We start from the raw sequence: 15,668 nt of genomic DNA, 5'->3' as shown, positions 1-15,668 counted from the left end.
TATTTTCGGCGCGGCATCGGCGCGCCTAATGGCGATCGTGGCCGTCGGTGAATAGCGTTCCGATCAGTCGAGTACTTGACATAACTCTAAGCCTGTGGTTTAGGTTGAGGGTTTTCCACATTTTTCGAGCAACAATCCACGGAAGGCGAGAGCCCATGACGCCCCCGCACAACTACCTCGCCGTAATCAAGGTCGTCGGCATCGGCGGCGGCGGCGTGAACGCGGTCAACCGGATGATCGAACAGGGACTCAAGGGAGTCGAGTTCATCGCCGTCAACACCGACGCTCAGGCCTTGCTGATGAGTGACGCCGACGTCAAGCTCGACGTCGGCCGTGAGCTGACTCGCGGACTCGGTGCCGGGGCCGACCCCGAGGTGGGTCGCCGCGCAGCGGACGACCACAAGGACGAGATCGAAGAGGTCCTCAAGGGTGCCGACATGGTCTTCGTCACCGCAGGTGAGGGCGGCGGAACCGGCACCGGTGGCGCTCCCGTCGTCGCCAACATCGCGCGCAAGCTCGGCGCGCTGACCGTCGGCGTCGTGACGCGTCCGTTCTCCTTCGAGGGCAAGCGCCGTGGTGGCCAGGCCGACACCGGTATCCAGCAGCTGCGTGAATCCTGCGACACGCTCATCGTCATTCCCAACGATCGTCTGCTTCAGCTCGGCGACGCGGCCGTCAGCCTCATGGATGCGTTCCGCAGTGCCGACGAGGTCTTGCTCAACGGTGTGCAGGGCATCACCGATCTGATCACCACCCCCGGGCTGATCAACGTCGACTTCGCCGACGTCAAGGGCGTCATGTCCGGCGCAGGCAGTGCGCTGATGGGCATCGGTTCCTCCCGCGGTGAAGGCCGCGCGATCAAGGCCGCGGAATCCGCGATCAACTCGCCGCTGCTGGAAGCGTCCATGGAAGGTGCCCGCGGAGTGCTGCTCTCCATCGCGGGTGGCTCGGATCTCGGCCTGTTCGAGATCAACGAGGCCGCCTCGCTGGTCCAGGAAGCTGCGCACATCGACGCCAACATCATCTTCGGAACCGTCATCGACGACTCTCTCGGCGACGAGGTTCGTGTCACCGTCATCGCCGCCGGGTTCGACGGAGGAACGCCCACGCGTCGTCCGGTCGAGGCAGCGGCATCCACCCGCGGCCCGATCGGATCGGCACGCTCGGGTGAGGTCTCCTCACGCTCCAACGACAGCACCGAAGGCGCTGTGTTCCGCGACCCGGTCGGCGCACCCAGCGGATCGAGCCTGCCCCCGCTGAACTCGTCCAGTTCGTCGAACCGCGAATCGTCCAGCCGCGAGTCCGCAGCCGGTCACGGCCGGGATTCCGGCGGTCAGGGCCGTGAGTCGGTCGGATCCGGACGCCGCGTTCCCGTCGCCGAGGACGACGGCGAAGACGAGGTCGACGTGCCGTCCTTCATGCGGCGGTGAGTGACTCCTTTCGGGTCAGGCGGGTGTCGACGACGCGAGCAGGCGGCGTGTCGGCCCCGCCGTTCGACACCTTCAATCTCGGTGACCACGTAGGCGACGACCCGGCTGCTGTCGAGGCCAACCGTCGGCGCCTCGGTGACCGGTTGGGTATGGGCATCGAACGTATGGTGTTCATGGAACAGGTCCACGGCCGCACCGTCACGGTGGTGGACGGGCCGGTGTCCGAGCCCGTTCCCATGACCGATGCGTTGGTGACGACGCAGCGCAATCTCGCGCTCGTGGTGTTGACCGCCGACTGTGTCCCGGTATTGCTGTCCGACGAAGAGGCGGGCGTGATCGCCGCGGTACACGCCGGCCGCGTCGGTGCCCGCATCGGCATCATTCCTCGGGTACTTGCGTCGATGGTCGAGCTGGGCGCGGTCCCGGAGAGGATCGGGGCCTTCCTCGGCCCGGCGGCCAGTGGGCGTCAGTACGAGGTACCCGCACACATGCGTGCCGACGTCGACAAGCACCTTCCCGGAAGCGCGACGACGACGGTTCGGAACACCCCCGGTCTCGATATTCCGGCAGGTGTGCGCGCGCAGCTGATCGCCGCAGGACTGCACGGAGTGGCTCAGGATCCCCGGTGCACCATCGAGGATCGCACCCTGTTCAGCCATCGCCGGGAAGGTTCGACCGGCCGTATCGCGAGCGTCGTGTGGATGGATTCCGCATCCGCAGACGAGGTTCCCGACTCCGGCCAGGAGAGGATGTCGTGAGCGAGTCCACCGACCGAGCTGCCGAGATCGCCGCCGCGTTGGCGTCGGTACGCGAACGACTGGCGCGAGCATGTGCGGACGCAGGTCGTGAAGACTCGACCGTGACTCTGCTGCCGGTGACGAAGTTCTTCCCCGCGTCCGACGTTCGGATCCTGTACGAGCTGGGCTGCCGTGAGTTCGGCGAGTCCAGAGAGCAGGATGCGTCGCCCAAGGTGGCCGAGACCGCCGAAGAGTTCCGCGGTGATCCGCCGCGGTGGCACATGATCGGGCATCTCCAGCGAAACAAGGCGAAGTCCATCGCTGCGTGGGCGCACTCCATTCACTCGGTGGACAGTGCTCGATTGGTCACCGCGCTGTCCAAGGCCACCGAGACAGCACTCGACGACGGCGCTCGGACGACGCCGCTCGACGTCCTCGTTCAGGTCAGTCTCGACGGCGATGTCCACCGCGGCGGCGTCGAACGCGGGGACCTGTACGAGTTGGCCGACGCGGTGTCGACCGCACCCGGCTTGCGTCTGGCCGGACTCATGGCCGTACCTCCGTTGGACGCCGATGCGGACGCTGCGTTCGGTGATCTCGAGGTGCTGCATCAGCGACTTCTGCGTGATCATCCAGATGCCCGCGAGTTGTCGGCCGGCATGACGGGGGACCTGGAAGCTGCTGTGCGACACGGATCGACGTGCGTGCGTGTCGGTACCGCAATACTCGGTGCGCGGCCGATAGCCTCCCAATAACAGTCCACGGATCACATCAGTCACAACAGACACTTGCGAACCTGGAGATGGACAGTAGACACGGCCACGGAAGGCAGAACGATGAGCACCCTGCACAAGTTCAAGGCGTACTTCGGCATGGTTCCGCTCGCGGACTACGAGGACGACTACCTCGACGATCCGGACACCCGCCGCAGTCCCCGTGGTGGCCGTGACGGTTACGACGACATCGACGATCGTGACTTCGTCAAGCCGTCGTTCGGTGGCTCGCGGCACGCGCAGGCCGACGACGACTACGACGATTACGAGGCCCCTCGCCCCGCTGCGACGCTCGCTCCGATCGGTGGACGCGCACGCGGCACAGCAGGACCGTCGACCCGAGGCGCTGCCACCCGTGGCGCGCTGGCGATGGACACCCGCATGGACGTGCGGGCCGAGACGCGACGCAGCCCGATCGTCGACGACGGTGGCCCACTCTCGAAGATCACCACCCTGCGCCCGAGGGACTACAGCGAGGCGCGCACCATCGGTGAGCGTTTCCGTGACGGCACTCCGGTCATCATGGATCTCGTCGAAATGAGCAACGCCGACGCCAAGCGACTCGTCGACTTCGCTGCCGGATTGGCCTTCGCGCTCCGTGGATCGTTCGACAAGGTGGCCACGAAGGTGTTCCTGCTTTCGCCGGCCGATGTCGATGTATCCCCGCAGGAGCGCAGGCGAATCGCGGAAACCGGCTTCTACAGCCAGCAGTGATCGTTTCTCCCCTTGGGGCGGCAAGTCGGAGCTGTGACCAGCGCACTTTGCTCAGCCCGGCGAAGTCAGGCAGAGTATAGCCGTGATCGTGTTCACGGTGATCAACATCGTATTGTTTCTTTTTTGGCTCCTTCTCATCGGTCGAATCATCGTCGAGTTCATCAGGACTTTCGCGAGAGATTGGCAACCGACCGGGCTGGTCGTCATCCTTCTGGAGGCGATCTTCACGGTCACCGACCCGCCCGTGAAGTTCCTGCGCAGGATAATTCCGCCGCTCAACCTCGGTGGTGTGCGACTGGACCTGTCGATCATGGTCTTGCTGTTCGTCGTGTTCATCCTGTGGAATGTGACCAGCAGCCTCGCGGCCTGAGGCCGAAGATGGAATGTTAGAACTCGGGACCCAGCGCAAGCTGCGTGTCCCGTGTGACAGAATGGACGCCAGTTACAGTTTGATTGTTCTGCACTCGCGCGGAATGGCATATAACTGAATGCTTGCTCTACCGCCCCAAGACGCGTGAAGGGATCCTTCCATGCCGCTGACTCCAGCTGATGTGCACAACGTTGCGTTCAGCAAGCCGCCCATCGGTAAGCGCGGTTACAACGAAGACGAGGTCGACGCATTTCTCGACCTCGTCGAGCAAGAGTTGTCCCGACTGATCGAAGAAAACGCCGACCTGCGCCAGCGCGTCGGTGAGCTCGACCAGGAGCTTGCGGACGCCAAGAACTCTGCGCGCCAGAGCCCACAGTCGGCTCCGGTCGCCGCACCGAAAGCCGAGCCGCAGCGGCCGGTCGATCCCCCCAAGCCGCCACCGGTGGTTCAGCAGCCTGCGCCGGTCGCTCCCGTGGCCGCAGCACCGCAGCAGAGCGGCGACTCCAACATGCAGGCCGCGAAGATTCTCGGTCTCGCGCAGGAAATGGCGGACCGTCTCACCGGCGATGCGAAGACCGAGTCCGAGCAGCTGCTCGGCAATGCGCGCACCAACGCCGAACGTTTGGTGTCGGATGCCCGCGCTCGCTCGGAGTCGATGATGTCCGAAGCGCGGCAGAAGTCCGAGTCGCTGCTCACCGATGCACAGACTCGCTCCGAGACCCAGCTTCGCCAGGCCAAGGAGAAGGCCGACGCATTGCAGGCCGACGCCGAGCGCAAGCACACCGAGATCATGGCGACGATCAACCAGCAGCGGTCCGTGCTGGAAGGTCGCATCGAGCAGCTCAAGACGTTCGAGCGCGAATACCGGGTGCGCCTCAAGTCGTACCTCGAATCGCAGCTCGAAGAGCTCGAGAACCGTTCCTCGGCGCTGCCGGTGGACAACGGCCAGGACAACTTCAACCAGGACAACCAGACGTCCGGCTACAGCCAGTCGTACGCCAAGGGCAACAACTGACGCGATCGTTCTCCGACGCTGCCTCTTGGGGCAGCGTCGGGCTCGGTTGTAGCGTCGAGTGGTGAGCGAGGAATCCTGTGCTGATTCTGACCCTCGGCGCGGCGGCTGTCGGGTTCGGGTTCCTGGTGTTGGCCCTGATGACCGGATCGGTCGTCTGGGCCTGGGCCTGCATCGTGATCTGCATAGTCGGGGCGGTGCTGCTCCTGGTCGGGGCCCTGCTCGGGCGACGGCCACCGCCCGAGATCGACAGGTAGCATCTACGCGGTAGTGCATCAGGCGGCAGTACACCAGGCGGTAGTGCATCAGTTCGACGGTTGTCAGACGAAAGAACAATCAGGCATCGATCCGGCCATCACCGGGGAGCCTTCGGAAGAACGACAGTGACGATTCGGTCTGCAACGACCGAAATGGGCTGTTCAGTAGAACCGAACGGGTGAGCCCGTCACAGCTCGTGTGGAGAGGCTCGGTCCGACGGGTTCCATCGGTCCGAGCAAGCGGGGTGGTACCGCGGTACTCGGCGTCCCCATCGCCGAATGTCGTCCCCGTGCCAATCGATGTCGCGTCCTGTACGCGTCCGGCACGGAGGAGACAGATATGACAGATTCGAGCGCACGCACCGAGAACGCGTCGTACCCGCTGGTGGATCTGGCCGAAGGTCGATCGGGAAGCGTTCCGTTTCCCGATCTCGAGCGCATCGTGCTGCACGAATGGGCCGAGGACGGCACGTTCCGCGCCAGCATCGACAACCGCGCCGATGCCGAGGAATTCGTTTTCTACGACGGACCTCCGTTCGCCAACGGCTTGCCGCACTACGGCCATCTGCTCACCGGGTACGTCAAGGATCTCGTGCCCCGGTTCCAGACCATGCGCGGCAAGAAGGTCGAGCGTCGTTTCGGGTGGGACTGCCACGGCCTTCCCGCCGAATTGGAAGCGGAGAAGCAACTCGGCATCAAGGACAAGTCCGAGATCGACGAGATGGGCTTGGCGAAGTTCAACGCCTACTGCAAGCAATCGGTGTTGCAGTACACCGACGAGTGGCGGGATTACGTCACTCGGCAGGCGCGGTGGGTCGACTTCGACAACGACTACAAGACCCTCGACGTCGACTTCATGGAGTCCGTCATGTGGGCGTTCAAGACGCTCCACGACAAGGGCCTGATCTACCAGGGCTACCGAGTGTTGCCGTACAGCTGGTACGAGCAGACGCCGCTGTCCAACCAGGAGACCCGGCTCGACGACGCGTACAAGATGCGTCAGGATCCCGCGGTCACCGTCACCATGCCCCTGACGGCACCGGGCACACCCCTGGACGGCGCGAACGCACTGATCTGGACCACCACTCCGTGGACTCTGCCGTCGAACCTCGCGATCGCGGTGCATCCGGAGGTGCACTACGTTCAGGTCCGCGGTGCCGACGGTGAGCGTTACGTGCTCGCCTCTGCCCGACTCGCGCACTATGCGAAGGAACTGGGGGAGGAGCCGGAGGTGCTCTCGGAGCACACCGGCGCGGAGTTGGTCGGCCTCGCCTACGCACCGCCCTACGACTTCTTCCTCGGCCACGAGAATGCGCATCGCGTTCTGGAGGCCGATTACGTCACCACCGACTCCGGCACCGGAATCGTCCATCTCGCACCGGCATTCGGTGAGGAGGACATGGACGTCGCCACCGCGAACGGTATCGAGGTCGTGCAACCGCTCGATGCGGGCGGCAAATTCACGTCGTTGGTGCCGCCCTACGAGGGCCTGATGGTGTTCGACGCCAATCCGGTGATCATCAAGGATCTCAAGGCCTCGGGCCGCTTGCTGCGGCACGAGACCATCGAGCACTCGTACCCGCATAGTTGGCGTAGTGGTCAGCCGCTGATCTACATGGCGGTTCCGTCGTGGTTCGTCGCGGTCACCAAGTTCCGCGGTCGGATGGTCGAGCTCAACCAGGAGATCACCTGGGTGCCCGAGCACATCAAGGACGGTCAGTTCGGCAAGTGGCTCGAAGGTGCCCGCGACTGGAACATCAGCCGAAACCGGTACTGGGGCAGCCCGATCCCGGCCTGGACGTCCGACGACCCCGCCTACCCTCGTCTCGACGTGTACGGCAGCCTGGACGAACTCGAGCGTGACTTCGGTGTGCGTCCGACCGATCTGCATCGGCCGTACATCGACGACCTGACGCGTCCCAACCCGGACGACCCGACCGGCAAGTCGACCATGCGTCGCGTTCCCGAGGTGCTGGACTGCTGGTTCGAATCGGGCTCGATGCCGTATGCACAGGTGCACTTCCCGTTCGAGAACGAGGAGTGGTTCCAGACGCACAACCCGGGCGACTTCATCGTCGAATACAACGGTCAGACGCGCGGCTGGTTCTACACCCTGCACGTGCTCGCGACTGCTTTGTTCGACCGGCCTGCCTTCAAAACTGTTGCTGCCCATGGCATCGTGCTCGGTGACGACGGTCTGAAGATGAGTAAGTCGAAGGGGAACTACCCGGACGTCAAGGAGGTCTTCGACCGCGACGGCTCGGATGCCATGCGGTGGTTCCTGATGTCGTCGCCGATTCTGCGCGGTGGCAACCTGATCGTCACCGAGCAGGGCATCCGCGAGGGAGTACGGCAGGCGCTGTTGCCGATCTGGAACGCGTGGAGCTTTCTGCAGCTCTACGCGTCGACGCCGGGGCAGTGGCGGACCGATTCTCCGCATGTGCTCGATCGATACGTGCTGGCCAAACTGTCCGCCACGCGGGATGCGATCACCGACGCGCTCGAAGGGAACGACATCGCCGGGGCGTGCGACGAACTGCGTACGTTCTGTGACGCACTGACCAATTGGTATGTGCGACGGTCACGTTCACGCTTCTGGGGCGAGGACGCCGACGCGATCGACACCCTGCATACGGTGCTCGAAGTGCTCACCCGCATCGCCGCTCCGTTGTTGCCGTTGATCAGTGAGGTGGTCTGGCGCGGGTTGACCGGTGGCCGATCGGTGCACCTGACGGATTGGCCGACGGCCGACGAGTTGCCGTCCGACCCGGAGCTGGTCGACAGCATGGACGAGGTTCGTACCGTGTGCTCCACGGTGCTCGGTCTGCGTAAGGCACAGAATCTGCGCGTGCGGCTGCCGCTGCCCGAGGTGACCGTCGCGGCCGCCGACGCCGAGCGTCTGCGTCCGTTCCTCGACATCATCGCCGACGAGGTCAACGTCAAGAAGGTGGATCTGACCGAAGACGTTGCCGTGCACGGCAAATTCGAGCTCGTCGTGAACGCACGCGCTGCCGGGCCGCGAATCGGCAAGGATGTCCAGAAGGTCATCAAGGCAGTCAAGGCCGGTGACTGGTCCGAGGACGAAGACGGTGTCGTGAGCGCCGCAGGCATTGCGTTGCTGCCCGAGGAGTACACCCGCAGACTCGTTGCCGCGGAGCCGGAATCGACGGCACCGCTGCCCGGGAACGCAGGACTCGTGGTGCTCGATTCGGCGGTCACCGAAGAGCTGGAGGCCGAGGGTTGGGCCAAGGACCGCATCCGTGAGCTGCAGGATGCGCGTCGTAGCCACGGACTCGATGTGTCCGACCGTATCGACATCGTCATCGAGGTACCCGAACATCGACGGGCGTGGCTGGACGCTCATCGGGATCTGATCGCGCGCGAGGTACTCGCGTTGTCGCTGGTCGACGGCTCGGTCGGCGACGACGGCAGCGATCTCGGTGAGGGAGTTCGGGCAGCGATCACGAAGTCGTCGTGACCGAGGGCATATGAGCGAGGGGCACCGGGTCGTCGTGACCGAGGAGGAGGTGGTCGATGCCGTCCACGAGCGTCTCTCCGAGGCTCGCGGCGGCGTCGTTCCCATCGTCGCCGCCGGCCATCCGGTGCTGCGTGCCCCGGCGCTGCGCTACACCGGCCAGCTCGAGCGTGATGTGTTGACGGAGTTGATCGAGGTGATGCGTGCGACGATGCACGATGCGCCCGGTGTCGGCCTTGCTGCACCGCAGATCGGAATTCCGTTGCAGATCGCGGTGATCGAGGATCTCTTCGATGTCGCGGAGGGCGTCGCCCGGGTCCGGGAGCGCACCCCGTTGTCGTTCCGAGCGTTGATCAATCCTCGGTACACCCCGGTAGGGCGACGCACGGCCTCGTTCTACGAGGGCTGCCTCAGTGTGCCGGGGTATCAGGCCGTCGTCACCCGCGCCGCGGAAGTCCGGCTTCTGTGCACCGACGAGACCGGCCGAGAGATCGACGAGGTGGTGCGTGGGTGGCCCGCACGGATCGTGGCCCACGAGAGCGATCACCTCGCCGGCACGCTGTACATCGATCGTGCGCACACACGGTCGCTGACCACGACGGAGCAGTACTCCGCACGGTGGTCCGATCCCGGACCGGAGCGGGCCGCACGTGTGCTCGGCTTCGGTGCCGACGCCCCGTCCGAGCCGCCCGACGGCCGTCGTTGACCATGCCCGACAGTGTCGATCGGACTCTGCGGAGCCGGCGTTGGGTGTTGCATCTGGACATGGACGCGTTCTTCGCGTCTGCCGAGCAGCTGACTCGGCCGACGCTGCGGGGTCGGCCGGTGTTGGTCGGCGGTGCAGGCGGCAGAGGCGTGGTGGCCGGGTGCAGCTACCAGGCCCGGGCGTTCGGGGCTCGTTCGGCGATGCCGATGCATCAGGCCCGTCGACTCGTCGGTGCGAGCGCAGTGGTCCTGCCGCCGCGGTTCCCGCTGTACTCGGAGCTGAGCAGACGTGCCTTCGAGGCGCTTCGGGTGCGCATGCCCGTGCTGGAACAGCTCTCGATCGACGAGGCCTTCGGCGAGCCGCTCGAGCTGGCGGGCGCGACGGTGGCCGAGGTCGAGCGCTTCTGTGCCGATCTGCGGGCGCTGGTACTGGCAGAGACCGGGCTCGTCGCCTCCATCGGTGCCGGGTCCGGGAAACAGATCGCCAAGATCGCGTCGGGTCTGGCCAAACCCGATGGAATCACGGTGGTAGCGCCCGGCATCCAGGCCGAGTTGATGGCCGATCTGCCGGTGCGCAAGTTGTGGGGGATCGGCCCTGTTGCCGGAGAACGGTTGCACCGCTTGGGGATCGACACCATCGGCAAGTTCGTGGCTACGCCCGAGTCGGAAGTGGCGTCGATTCTCGGTGCGACCATGGGCCCGAGCCTGCATCAGCTGGCGCGCGGCATCGACAACCGGATGGTGGCCGAGCGGGCCGAGGCCAAGCAGGTCAGTGCCGAGACGACGTTCGCGAACGACCTGACGACTCTCGCTCAACTACGCCCGGCGATCGAGTCCATCGTCGAGTCGACTCATCGCCGGTTGCTGAAGGACGGCCGGGGGGCCCGCACGGTCGTGCTCAAGTTGCGTAAGTCCGACATGAGCATCATCACCAGATCGGCGACATTGCCCTACGCGACGGTGGACAAGCAGACGATCGTGGCCACTGCTCAGCGGTTGGCGGTCGATCCGGTGGATGTCGGACCGATCCGGCTCGTCGGTGTAGGGCTCGCCGGTTTGTCCGCGGTTCGGCAAGGATCGTTGTTCCCCGAACTCGAGTACGAGCCGGTTGCTCCGGTCCCGGACGAGCCGTTACCCGCGACGGAGGAGGCCGCGAATCTCGCCGTCGTCGAGGACGGTCCGCGGTGGCAACCGGGTATGGACGTTCGGCATGTTCGGTACGGTCACGGGTGGGTGCAGGGCGCGGGACACTCGGTGGTGACGGTCCGTTTCGAGACACGGACCACCGGTCCGGGAACGGCCCGCACCTTTGTAGAATCGGACACCGACCTGGTCGTGGCCGATGTTCTGGACAGCTTGGCGTGAGTTGTGGCGCGGCTGAGGAAACTCTGTGAGGTTTCACAGGTATGCCCTTCGCGTTGTGACTCGGGCGAGTCGAGCTGACATAGTGGACTCGGTCCGAGACGACCCCAATACAGACGACCGACGAGTCACAGAACGATCGATACGTGACTCAGAGTGAAAAGGACAAGCACTTGAAGCTTCGCAACACCCGACGGGCCATGGTTGCCGGTATCGCCATCGCCGGTGCACTGACGATGTCTGCCTGCAGCTCCGGTGGCGGCGACGAGCCGACGGCCACGACGACGACGGCTGCCACCACCACCGCCGCGCCACCCGCGGGCGGGGACTACCCGCCGGTGCCCACCGTCGAGCAGCTCAACACCGAGCTCAACCGCGGACTCGATCCCAACGTTCCGGTCGAGGAGAAGGCTGCTCTGATCCAGGGTGCGTCCGAGGATCCGGGTCTGATCAACCAGGTTGCCGCCGCTGCTGTGGCCAACAACGCACAGATCGAGATCACCAGCATCGACGATCTGGGCACCGGTGAGCTCAACGCCGGTATCACCATCACCCTCAACGGCCAGGCCAACCCCGGCACGTTCAAGTTCGTCCCCGAGGACGGTGTGTGGAAGCTCTCCAAGGAGAACGCCTGCGGCATCGTTTCTCTCGCGCAGCTGACCAGCCCGGCGTGCCCCGCACCCTGAGTCCTGCCGATCGTCTCTGACCAACCGCGAACTGCCGGTGACACCCTTTTTCGAGAGGGCGTCACCGGCAGTTCGTCTTGTGTAGGGACGGCGGTCAGGCGATGGGCACGGCCGATCGAATGCGATCCGCTGCAGACCCCGCGACGGCGGTGACGGTCTCCGGTTCGAGTCCGCTCTGGTCGGAGACGACGATCTGCACCACGGTCGAGTCGACCACCGCCACCACGACGTCGGAGACCAGCGTGAAGCCCTCGCTCGTGGTGGTCAGTCGAATCGATGCGGACGCGTCGCCGATGGTCGTCTGGTCACGCCCCGCCACCGAGTAGTCGACGCCGATACCGTCCGCGTCGGTTCCGGTGAACGTCGAGCACTCGGCCCACGCTCGCTGAATGTTCGCGAAAGCCTCGGCGGCTCCCGGCACGGGATAGCTCGCCGCGTCCTCGTCGATCGACGAGAAATTCGGCCCGGAGAAGCGAACCACCGCGCTCGACGCGGCTCCGGCCTGCTGTTCCGATACCGGCGCGAGGACGGCGGCGCACTCGGCCGGGTCGGTGCTCGAGCGATCAGGCGAGTCGTACTCCGGTGCCGGATCCAATCCCAGATCACGAACCGGATCGGGAATCGAGGAGAAGCCGTCCGGCAGGTCTGCGAGTCCCAGCATCGCGGCAGTCAGCGCGGCCGGATCGGTGATGGGCGGACCGCGCAGCGGGTCGGGAGCCGCGACGGTGGTGACGGCAGGCGTGGCCGTTTCGGCAGGCTCGTTCGTGCTGCATCCGGTGGCAGCGATCCCGAGAATCGACAACGTCGCCAGTACTCGGGTGGCAGCGCGCGTCATCGGGCGGTCCAGGTGATCGAATCGCCGACGGTTTGCCGAAGCACCGTGGTGCTGTCGGGGTCGGTGTACATCTGCTCGCCGCCCGCGGTGATCGCACCTCCGACCGGAAGTGGTCGGGAGAGATCGACGTCGAGTGTTCCCGCGCCCGTGAAGGTGTAGGACGCGATGTTGAGCGTGCCCGCATTGTCGGGCAGATTCCACACCGACGATTCGGGCGTCTGGGTGATGGCCACGTCGAGGGTCGCGCGGTCGCCGTCGAGTGCACGCAAGGTGACCGTGGTGCGCTGGTTCAGTGTGATGCCGCTGAGCACTTGCTGATCGACGGTCCAGACCGCGCCGACCCCCACTTCCGCGTCGGGAAAGTCGATGGATCGGTACACGGCCGCGTTCAAGGAGCGTTCGATCGCGGCTCGGGCGGTATCGAGGGCATCGTCGGCCGGCGTGATGTGCAGAGCGGTGATCGCTCCGGAATTGGTCCTGGCCAATCGTGCAGTCGATCCATCGGATGCGGAGAGTGCGTCGGTCAGTCCAGCGTCCGGTGACGTCGCCGCCCCGATGGTCAGCTCGACGGAGGTCGTGGCCCCGCTCGACGCGTCCTCGTCCGGCACGGTGTCGGACGCCGAGGCAGTCAGCGGCACGGTCAGTTCCGGACTGGAGAAGTCTTGCGGCGCAGCAGCATTGATCTGTTGCTGCACGGTCGAGGTGGTGGTGAGGTCGACGCTCTGGTTCTGCGCGTCCGTGTCGGAGCTGTCGAAGGTGAGCGCGCGCCGTGGCTCGCTACCGGGATCGACGACGGTGGTGGTCGTGGGCGTCACCGCGATCGTGACCTCGTTCGAGGACGGGGTCTGCTCGGGTGCAGGATCTGGATCACCGCTCGAGCATCCGGCCAGTAGAGCCACTGCGCAGGATGCGGCCACGAAGCCGGAGCGGACGGTGCGGGTGCGTTCGGTCGACTTCACGGGCACCAGGCTACTGATGACACCGTGTGCGCAGACCGCTACCACGCGGCTCGGATGCGGACCGAAGGTTGTCGATGCGCCATGATGGACGGGTGAGTGACGACCGACCCGACGATCCGACCACCGAGACCAGTGCAACCCCCGAACCCAGCGAGGCTGCAGACGGGCAGGTGTCCGACGCCGGCAGTGCTGTGCTTCGGCCCGCCGCACCTTTGCGGACCCGACTCCTGGTGGCGATCGCTGCAGTGATTCTGCTGTTCGACCTGATCACGAAGATCGTGGTGGTGCACTTCGTGAAGCCTGGAAACCCGATCGAGATCATCGGCGACGTCGTGACACTGCGGCTGGTGCGCAATCCCGGAGCGGCGTTCTCCATGGCCACCGGAATGACGTGGTTGTTGACGCTGGTCGCCGTGGCCGTGGTGATCGGGGTCGTGAAGATCGGTCGAACGCTGCGTTCGCCGTGGTGGGCGCTGGGTCTGGGTCTGGTTCTCGGCGGCGCTCTGGGCAACCTGATCGACCGGTTCTTCCGCGCACCGGGCCCGTTCCAGGGTCACGTGGTCGATTTCGTATCGGTGGGATGGTGGCCGGTGTTCAATGTCGCCGACTCGTCCATCGTGTGCGGGGCCATCCTGCTCGTCGCGCTCAGCCTGTTCGGTTTCGAGCCCAACGGCGAACGGGTGACGAAGTCCACGTCCGATGCCCCGCAGAAGGCCGACTCGTGAGGGAATCGCGTTCCATGCCGGTGCCCGACGGTTTGGACGGCATGCGCGTCGACGCCGGCCTGGCGCGACTTCTCGGGCTCTCGCGCACGGTCGCCGCAGCCTTGGCCGAAGAGGGCTCGGTGCTGGTCGATCACAGTGCCGTCGGGAAGTCCGATCGCCTCTCGGGTGGGTCGTGGCTCGAAGTGACTCTGCCCGAACCTGCACGTGAGCTGACGATCGAGGCCGAGCCGGTCGAGGGTATGGAGATTCTCTACGCCGACGACGACGTCGTGGCCGTGGACAAGCCCGTGGGCGTCGCCGCGCACGCCAGTGTGGGCTGGACCGGGCCGACCGTCATCGGCGGCCTCGCGGCCGCCGGTTTCCGAATCTCCACGTCCGGCGCGCACGAGCGTCAGGGCATCGTGCACCGACTCGATGTGGGAACGTCCGGGGTGATGGTGGTCGCGACGTCCGAACGGGCATACACCGTGCTCAAGCGGGCGTTCAAGGCTCGTACGATCGACAAGCGTTATCACGCCCTGGTGCAGGGACATCCGGATCCGAGCAGTGGAACCATCGATGCTCCGATCGGACGGCACGGCAGCAACGACTGGAAGTTCGCCGTCCGCGCGGACGGCAAGCCCAGCGTCACCCACTACGACACGGTCGAGGCCTTCCAGGCCGCGAGCCTGCTGGACGTCCACCTGGAAACCGGTCGCACACACCAGATCCGCGTGCACTTCTCGGCGCTGCGGCACCCGTGTTGCGGCGACCTGACCTACGGGGCCGACCCGCGGTTGGCCGAACGGTTGGGCCTGGAACGTCAGTGGCTGCACGCGCGTTCGCTCGGCTTCGCGCACCCGTCCGACGGCCGCTGGGTCGAGATCGAGAGCAAGTACCCGGCAGACCTCGAACACGCTCTCGAGGTGCTCCGGAAGGCGTGATGCGCGGAGTCTCGGGTGTGGTCGGTGTCGTCGTCACGATCGCTCTGGTGGTCGGTGGCCTGGCCGTCGTCGGCCATCTGAACCCGCAACGGCAGCTGCGCGTGGGCACCGACCGGCTCGGCCCGGAGAGCGGCGAGCAGGTGACCGACTACCTGGCTCGCGCCGAGGCGAGTCTGCTCGGCAACGATGCCGAACCTCGCTGGGGATCGGTGTCGTTCGATCGCGAACTCACCGCCGAACAGGCCTACGCCGCCGCGAACGGCGTGCGCATCTCGATGGTGCTCTTTCGAGTACCGCTCGATCGCGTGCAAACTCCGATCCTCACAGTCGGTGTTCCCGGCAGTGAACGGTCGATACTGAATGCGACCGCGCGCGCTGCCGGCCAGATCCAGGAATCGTTCGGCGTGGAGGACCGGCAGGCTCAGATAGACGCTGTGTCGCAGCGCCGGTTGCTGAGCGGATGCGCATGCGTGGTGACGGTGGTCGTGCGGGGCACCGCGGCCGAGTTGAGCGAGGTGGCAGGCCGCGACGGGGTGCGGGCGGTGGAGGCACTTCCGCCCGACGCGGTGTCCGGGAAGTTCGCCGTCGAGCCGTTGCTTCCGGAGTACATCGACGTCGTCGGGCCGCTGCCGGACGACGGGCCGGTTCCCGCCGAATGAGGCAACTTCAGTCTCGTTCGTCACACCCGTCACGTCCTCCCAGGAC

The 15,668-nt window shown here is 65.6% G+C and carries 16 protein-coding genes; 14 read left to right on the top strand and 2 right to left on the bottom strand.

Annotated features, from left to right (window positions below; genetic code table 11):
- The first annotated feature begins 155 nt into the window (after positions 1-155).
- From ftsZ to VF34_RS08185, 11 genes are all read left to right on the top strand, one after another.
- The gene (gene ftsZ, locus VF34_RS08235; protein WP_032374348.1) at positions 156-1,430 is read left to right on the top strand and encodes a cell division protein FtsZ; all 1,275 of its coding nucleotides are present in this window, start codon (positions 156-158) and stop codon (positions 1,428-1,430) included.
- The gene (gene pgeF / locus VF34_RS08230) at positions 1,427-2,188 is read left to right on the top strand and encodes a peptidoglycan editing factor PgeF (protein WP_045841251.1); all 762 of its coding nucleotides are present in this window, start codon (positions 1,427-1,429) and stop codon (positions 2,186-2,188) included. Before ftsZ ends, pgeF begins: the two co-directional genes overlap by 4 nt.
- A complete protein-coding gene (locus tag VF34_RS08225) occupies positions 2,185-2,922 on the top strand; it encodes a YggS family pyridoxal phosphate-dependent enzyme (protein ID WP_032374347.1) in 738 nt (245 codons plus the stop codon). Before pgeF ends, VF34_RS08225 begins: the two co-directional genes overlap by 4 nt.
- Before the next feature lie 81 nt (positions 2,923-3,003).
- Positions 3,004-3,654, top strand: coding sequence for a cell division protein SepF (locus VF34_RS08220; RefSeq protein ID WP_027497339.1), 651 nt, complete (start codon positions 3,004-3,006; stop codon positions 3,652-3,654).
- Between the two features lie 82 nt (positions 3,655-3,736).
- Complete coding sequence (locus VF34_RS08215) at positions 3,737-4,024, top strand: YggT family protein (RefSeq protein WP_027497338.1); 288 nt, start codon at positions 3,737-3,739, stop codon at positions 4,022-4,024.
- A gap of 160 nt (positions 4,025-4,184) precedes the next feature.
- The gene (wag31, locus tag VF34_RS08210; RefSeq protein WP_027497337.1) at positions 4,185-5,039 is read left to right on the top strand and encodes a DivIVA-like cell division protein Wag31; all 855 of its coding nucleotides are present in this window, start codon (positions 4,185-4,187) and stop codon (positions 5,037-5,039) included.
- A 77-nt stretch (positions 5,040-5,116) separates the two neighbouring features.
- On the top strand, positions 5,117-5,293 hold the full coding sequence (locus VF34_RS25270; RefSeq protein WP_027497336.1) for a hypothetical protein: 177 nt from the start codon (positions 5,117-5,119) through the stop codon (positions 5,291-5,293).
- Positions 5,294-5,633: 340 nt separating this feature from the next.
- A complete protein-coding gene (ileS, locus tag VF34_RS08200) occupies positions 5,634-8,771 on the top strand; it encodes an isoleucine--tRNA ligase (RefSeq protein ID WP_032374534.1) in 3,138 nt (1,045 codons plus the stop codon).
- Between the two features lie 10 nt (positions 8,772-8,781).
- Positions 8,782-9,474, top strand: coding sequence for a peptide deformylase (locus VF34_RS08195; protein ID WP_080729221.1), 693 nt, complete (start codon positions 8,782-8,784; stop codon positions 9,472-9,474).
- Between the two features lie 2 nt (positions 9,475-9,476).
- Entirely contained in the window at positions 9,477-10,838 is a 1,362-nt protein-coding gene (locus VF34_RS08190) for a DNA polymerase IV (protein ID WP_045841250.1), read from the top strand.
- Positions 10,839-11,035: 197 nt separating this feature from the next.
- Positions 11,036-11,521: a WKL family lipoprotein gene (locus VF34_RS08185; RefSeq protein WP_174557287.1), complete on the top strand. Its 486-nt coding sequence runs from the start codon at positions 11,036-11,038 to the stop codon at positions 11,519-11,521.
- Positions 11,522-11,615: 94 nt separating this feature from the next.
- On the opposite strand, the gene VF34_RS08180 is transcribed toward VF34_RS08185, so the two are convergent.
- Both VF34_RS08180 and VF34_RS08175 read right to left on the bottom strand, forming a co-directional pair.
- Entirely contained in the window at positions 11,616-12,356 is a 741-nt protein-coding gene (locus VF34_RS08180; protein ID WP_045841249.1) for a hypothetical protein, read from the bottom strand.
- On the bottom strand, positions 12,353-13,315 hold the full coding sequence (locus tag VF34_RS08175) for a hypothetical protein (protein ID WP_230595321.1): 963 nt from the start codon (positions 13,313-13,315) through the stop codon (positions 12,353-12,355). The genes VF34_RS08180 and VF34_RS08175 overlap by 4 nt, the downstream gene beginning before the upstream one ends.
- Positions 13,316-13,407: 92 nt before the next feature.
- On the opposite strand from VF34_RS08175, the gene lspA reads away from it, so the two are divergent.
- Genes lspA through VF34_RS08160 form a run of 3 tightly spaced genes read left to right on the top strand, consistent with a single transcriptional unit; the run spans position 13,408 to position 15,622 of the window.
- Positions 13,408-14,040 carry a signal peptidase II gene (gene lspA / locus VF34_RS08170; protein WP_032368097.1) on the top strand — a complete coding sequence of 211 codons (633 nt, stop codon included), beginning with the start codon at positions 13,408-13,410 and terminating at the stop codon, positions 14,038-14,040.
- Positions 14,037-14,963 carry an RluA family pseudouridine synthase gene (locus tag VF34_RS08165; RefSeq protein WP_027497328.1) on the top strand — a complete coding sequence of 309 codons (927 nt, stop codon included), beginning with the start codon at positions 14,037-14,039 and terminating at the stop codon, positions 14,961-14,963. The genes lspA and VF34_RS08165 overlap by 4 nt, the downstream gene beginning before the upstream one ends.
- Positions 14,963-15,622: a hypothetical protein gene (locus VF34_RS08160; protein ID WP_032374345.1), complete on the top strand. Its 660-nt coding sequence runs from the start codon at positions 14,963-14,965 to the stop codon at positions 15,620-15,622. The genes VF34_RS08165 and VF34_RS08160 overlap by 1 nt, the downstream gene beginning before the upstream one ends.
- The last annotated feature ends 46 nt before the right edge of the window (positions 15,623-15,668 follow it).

This window comes from Rhodococcus sp. PML026 (assembly GCF_000963615.1).
Taxonomy (GTDB): Bacteria; Actinomycetota; Actinomycetes; order Mycobacteriales; family Mycobacteriaceae; genus Rhodococcoides; species Rhodococcoides fascians.
The sequence above is the reverse complement of the archived record's forward strand: the minus strand, read 5'-3'. Positions and strand labels throughout refer to the sequence as shown.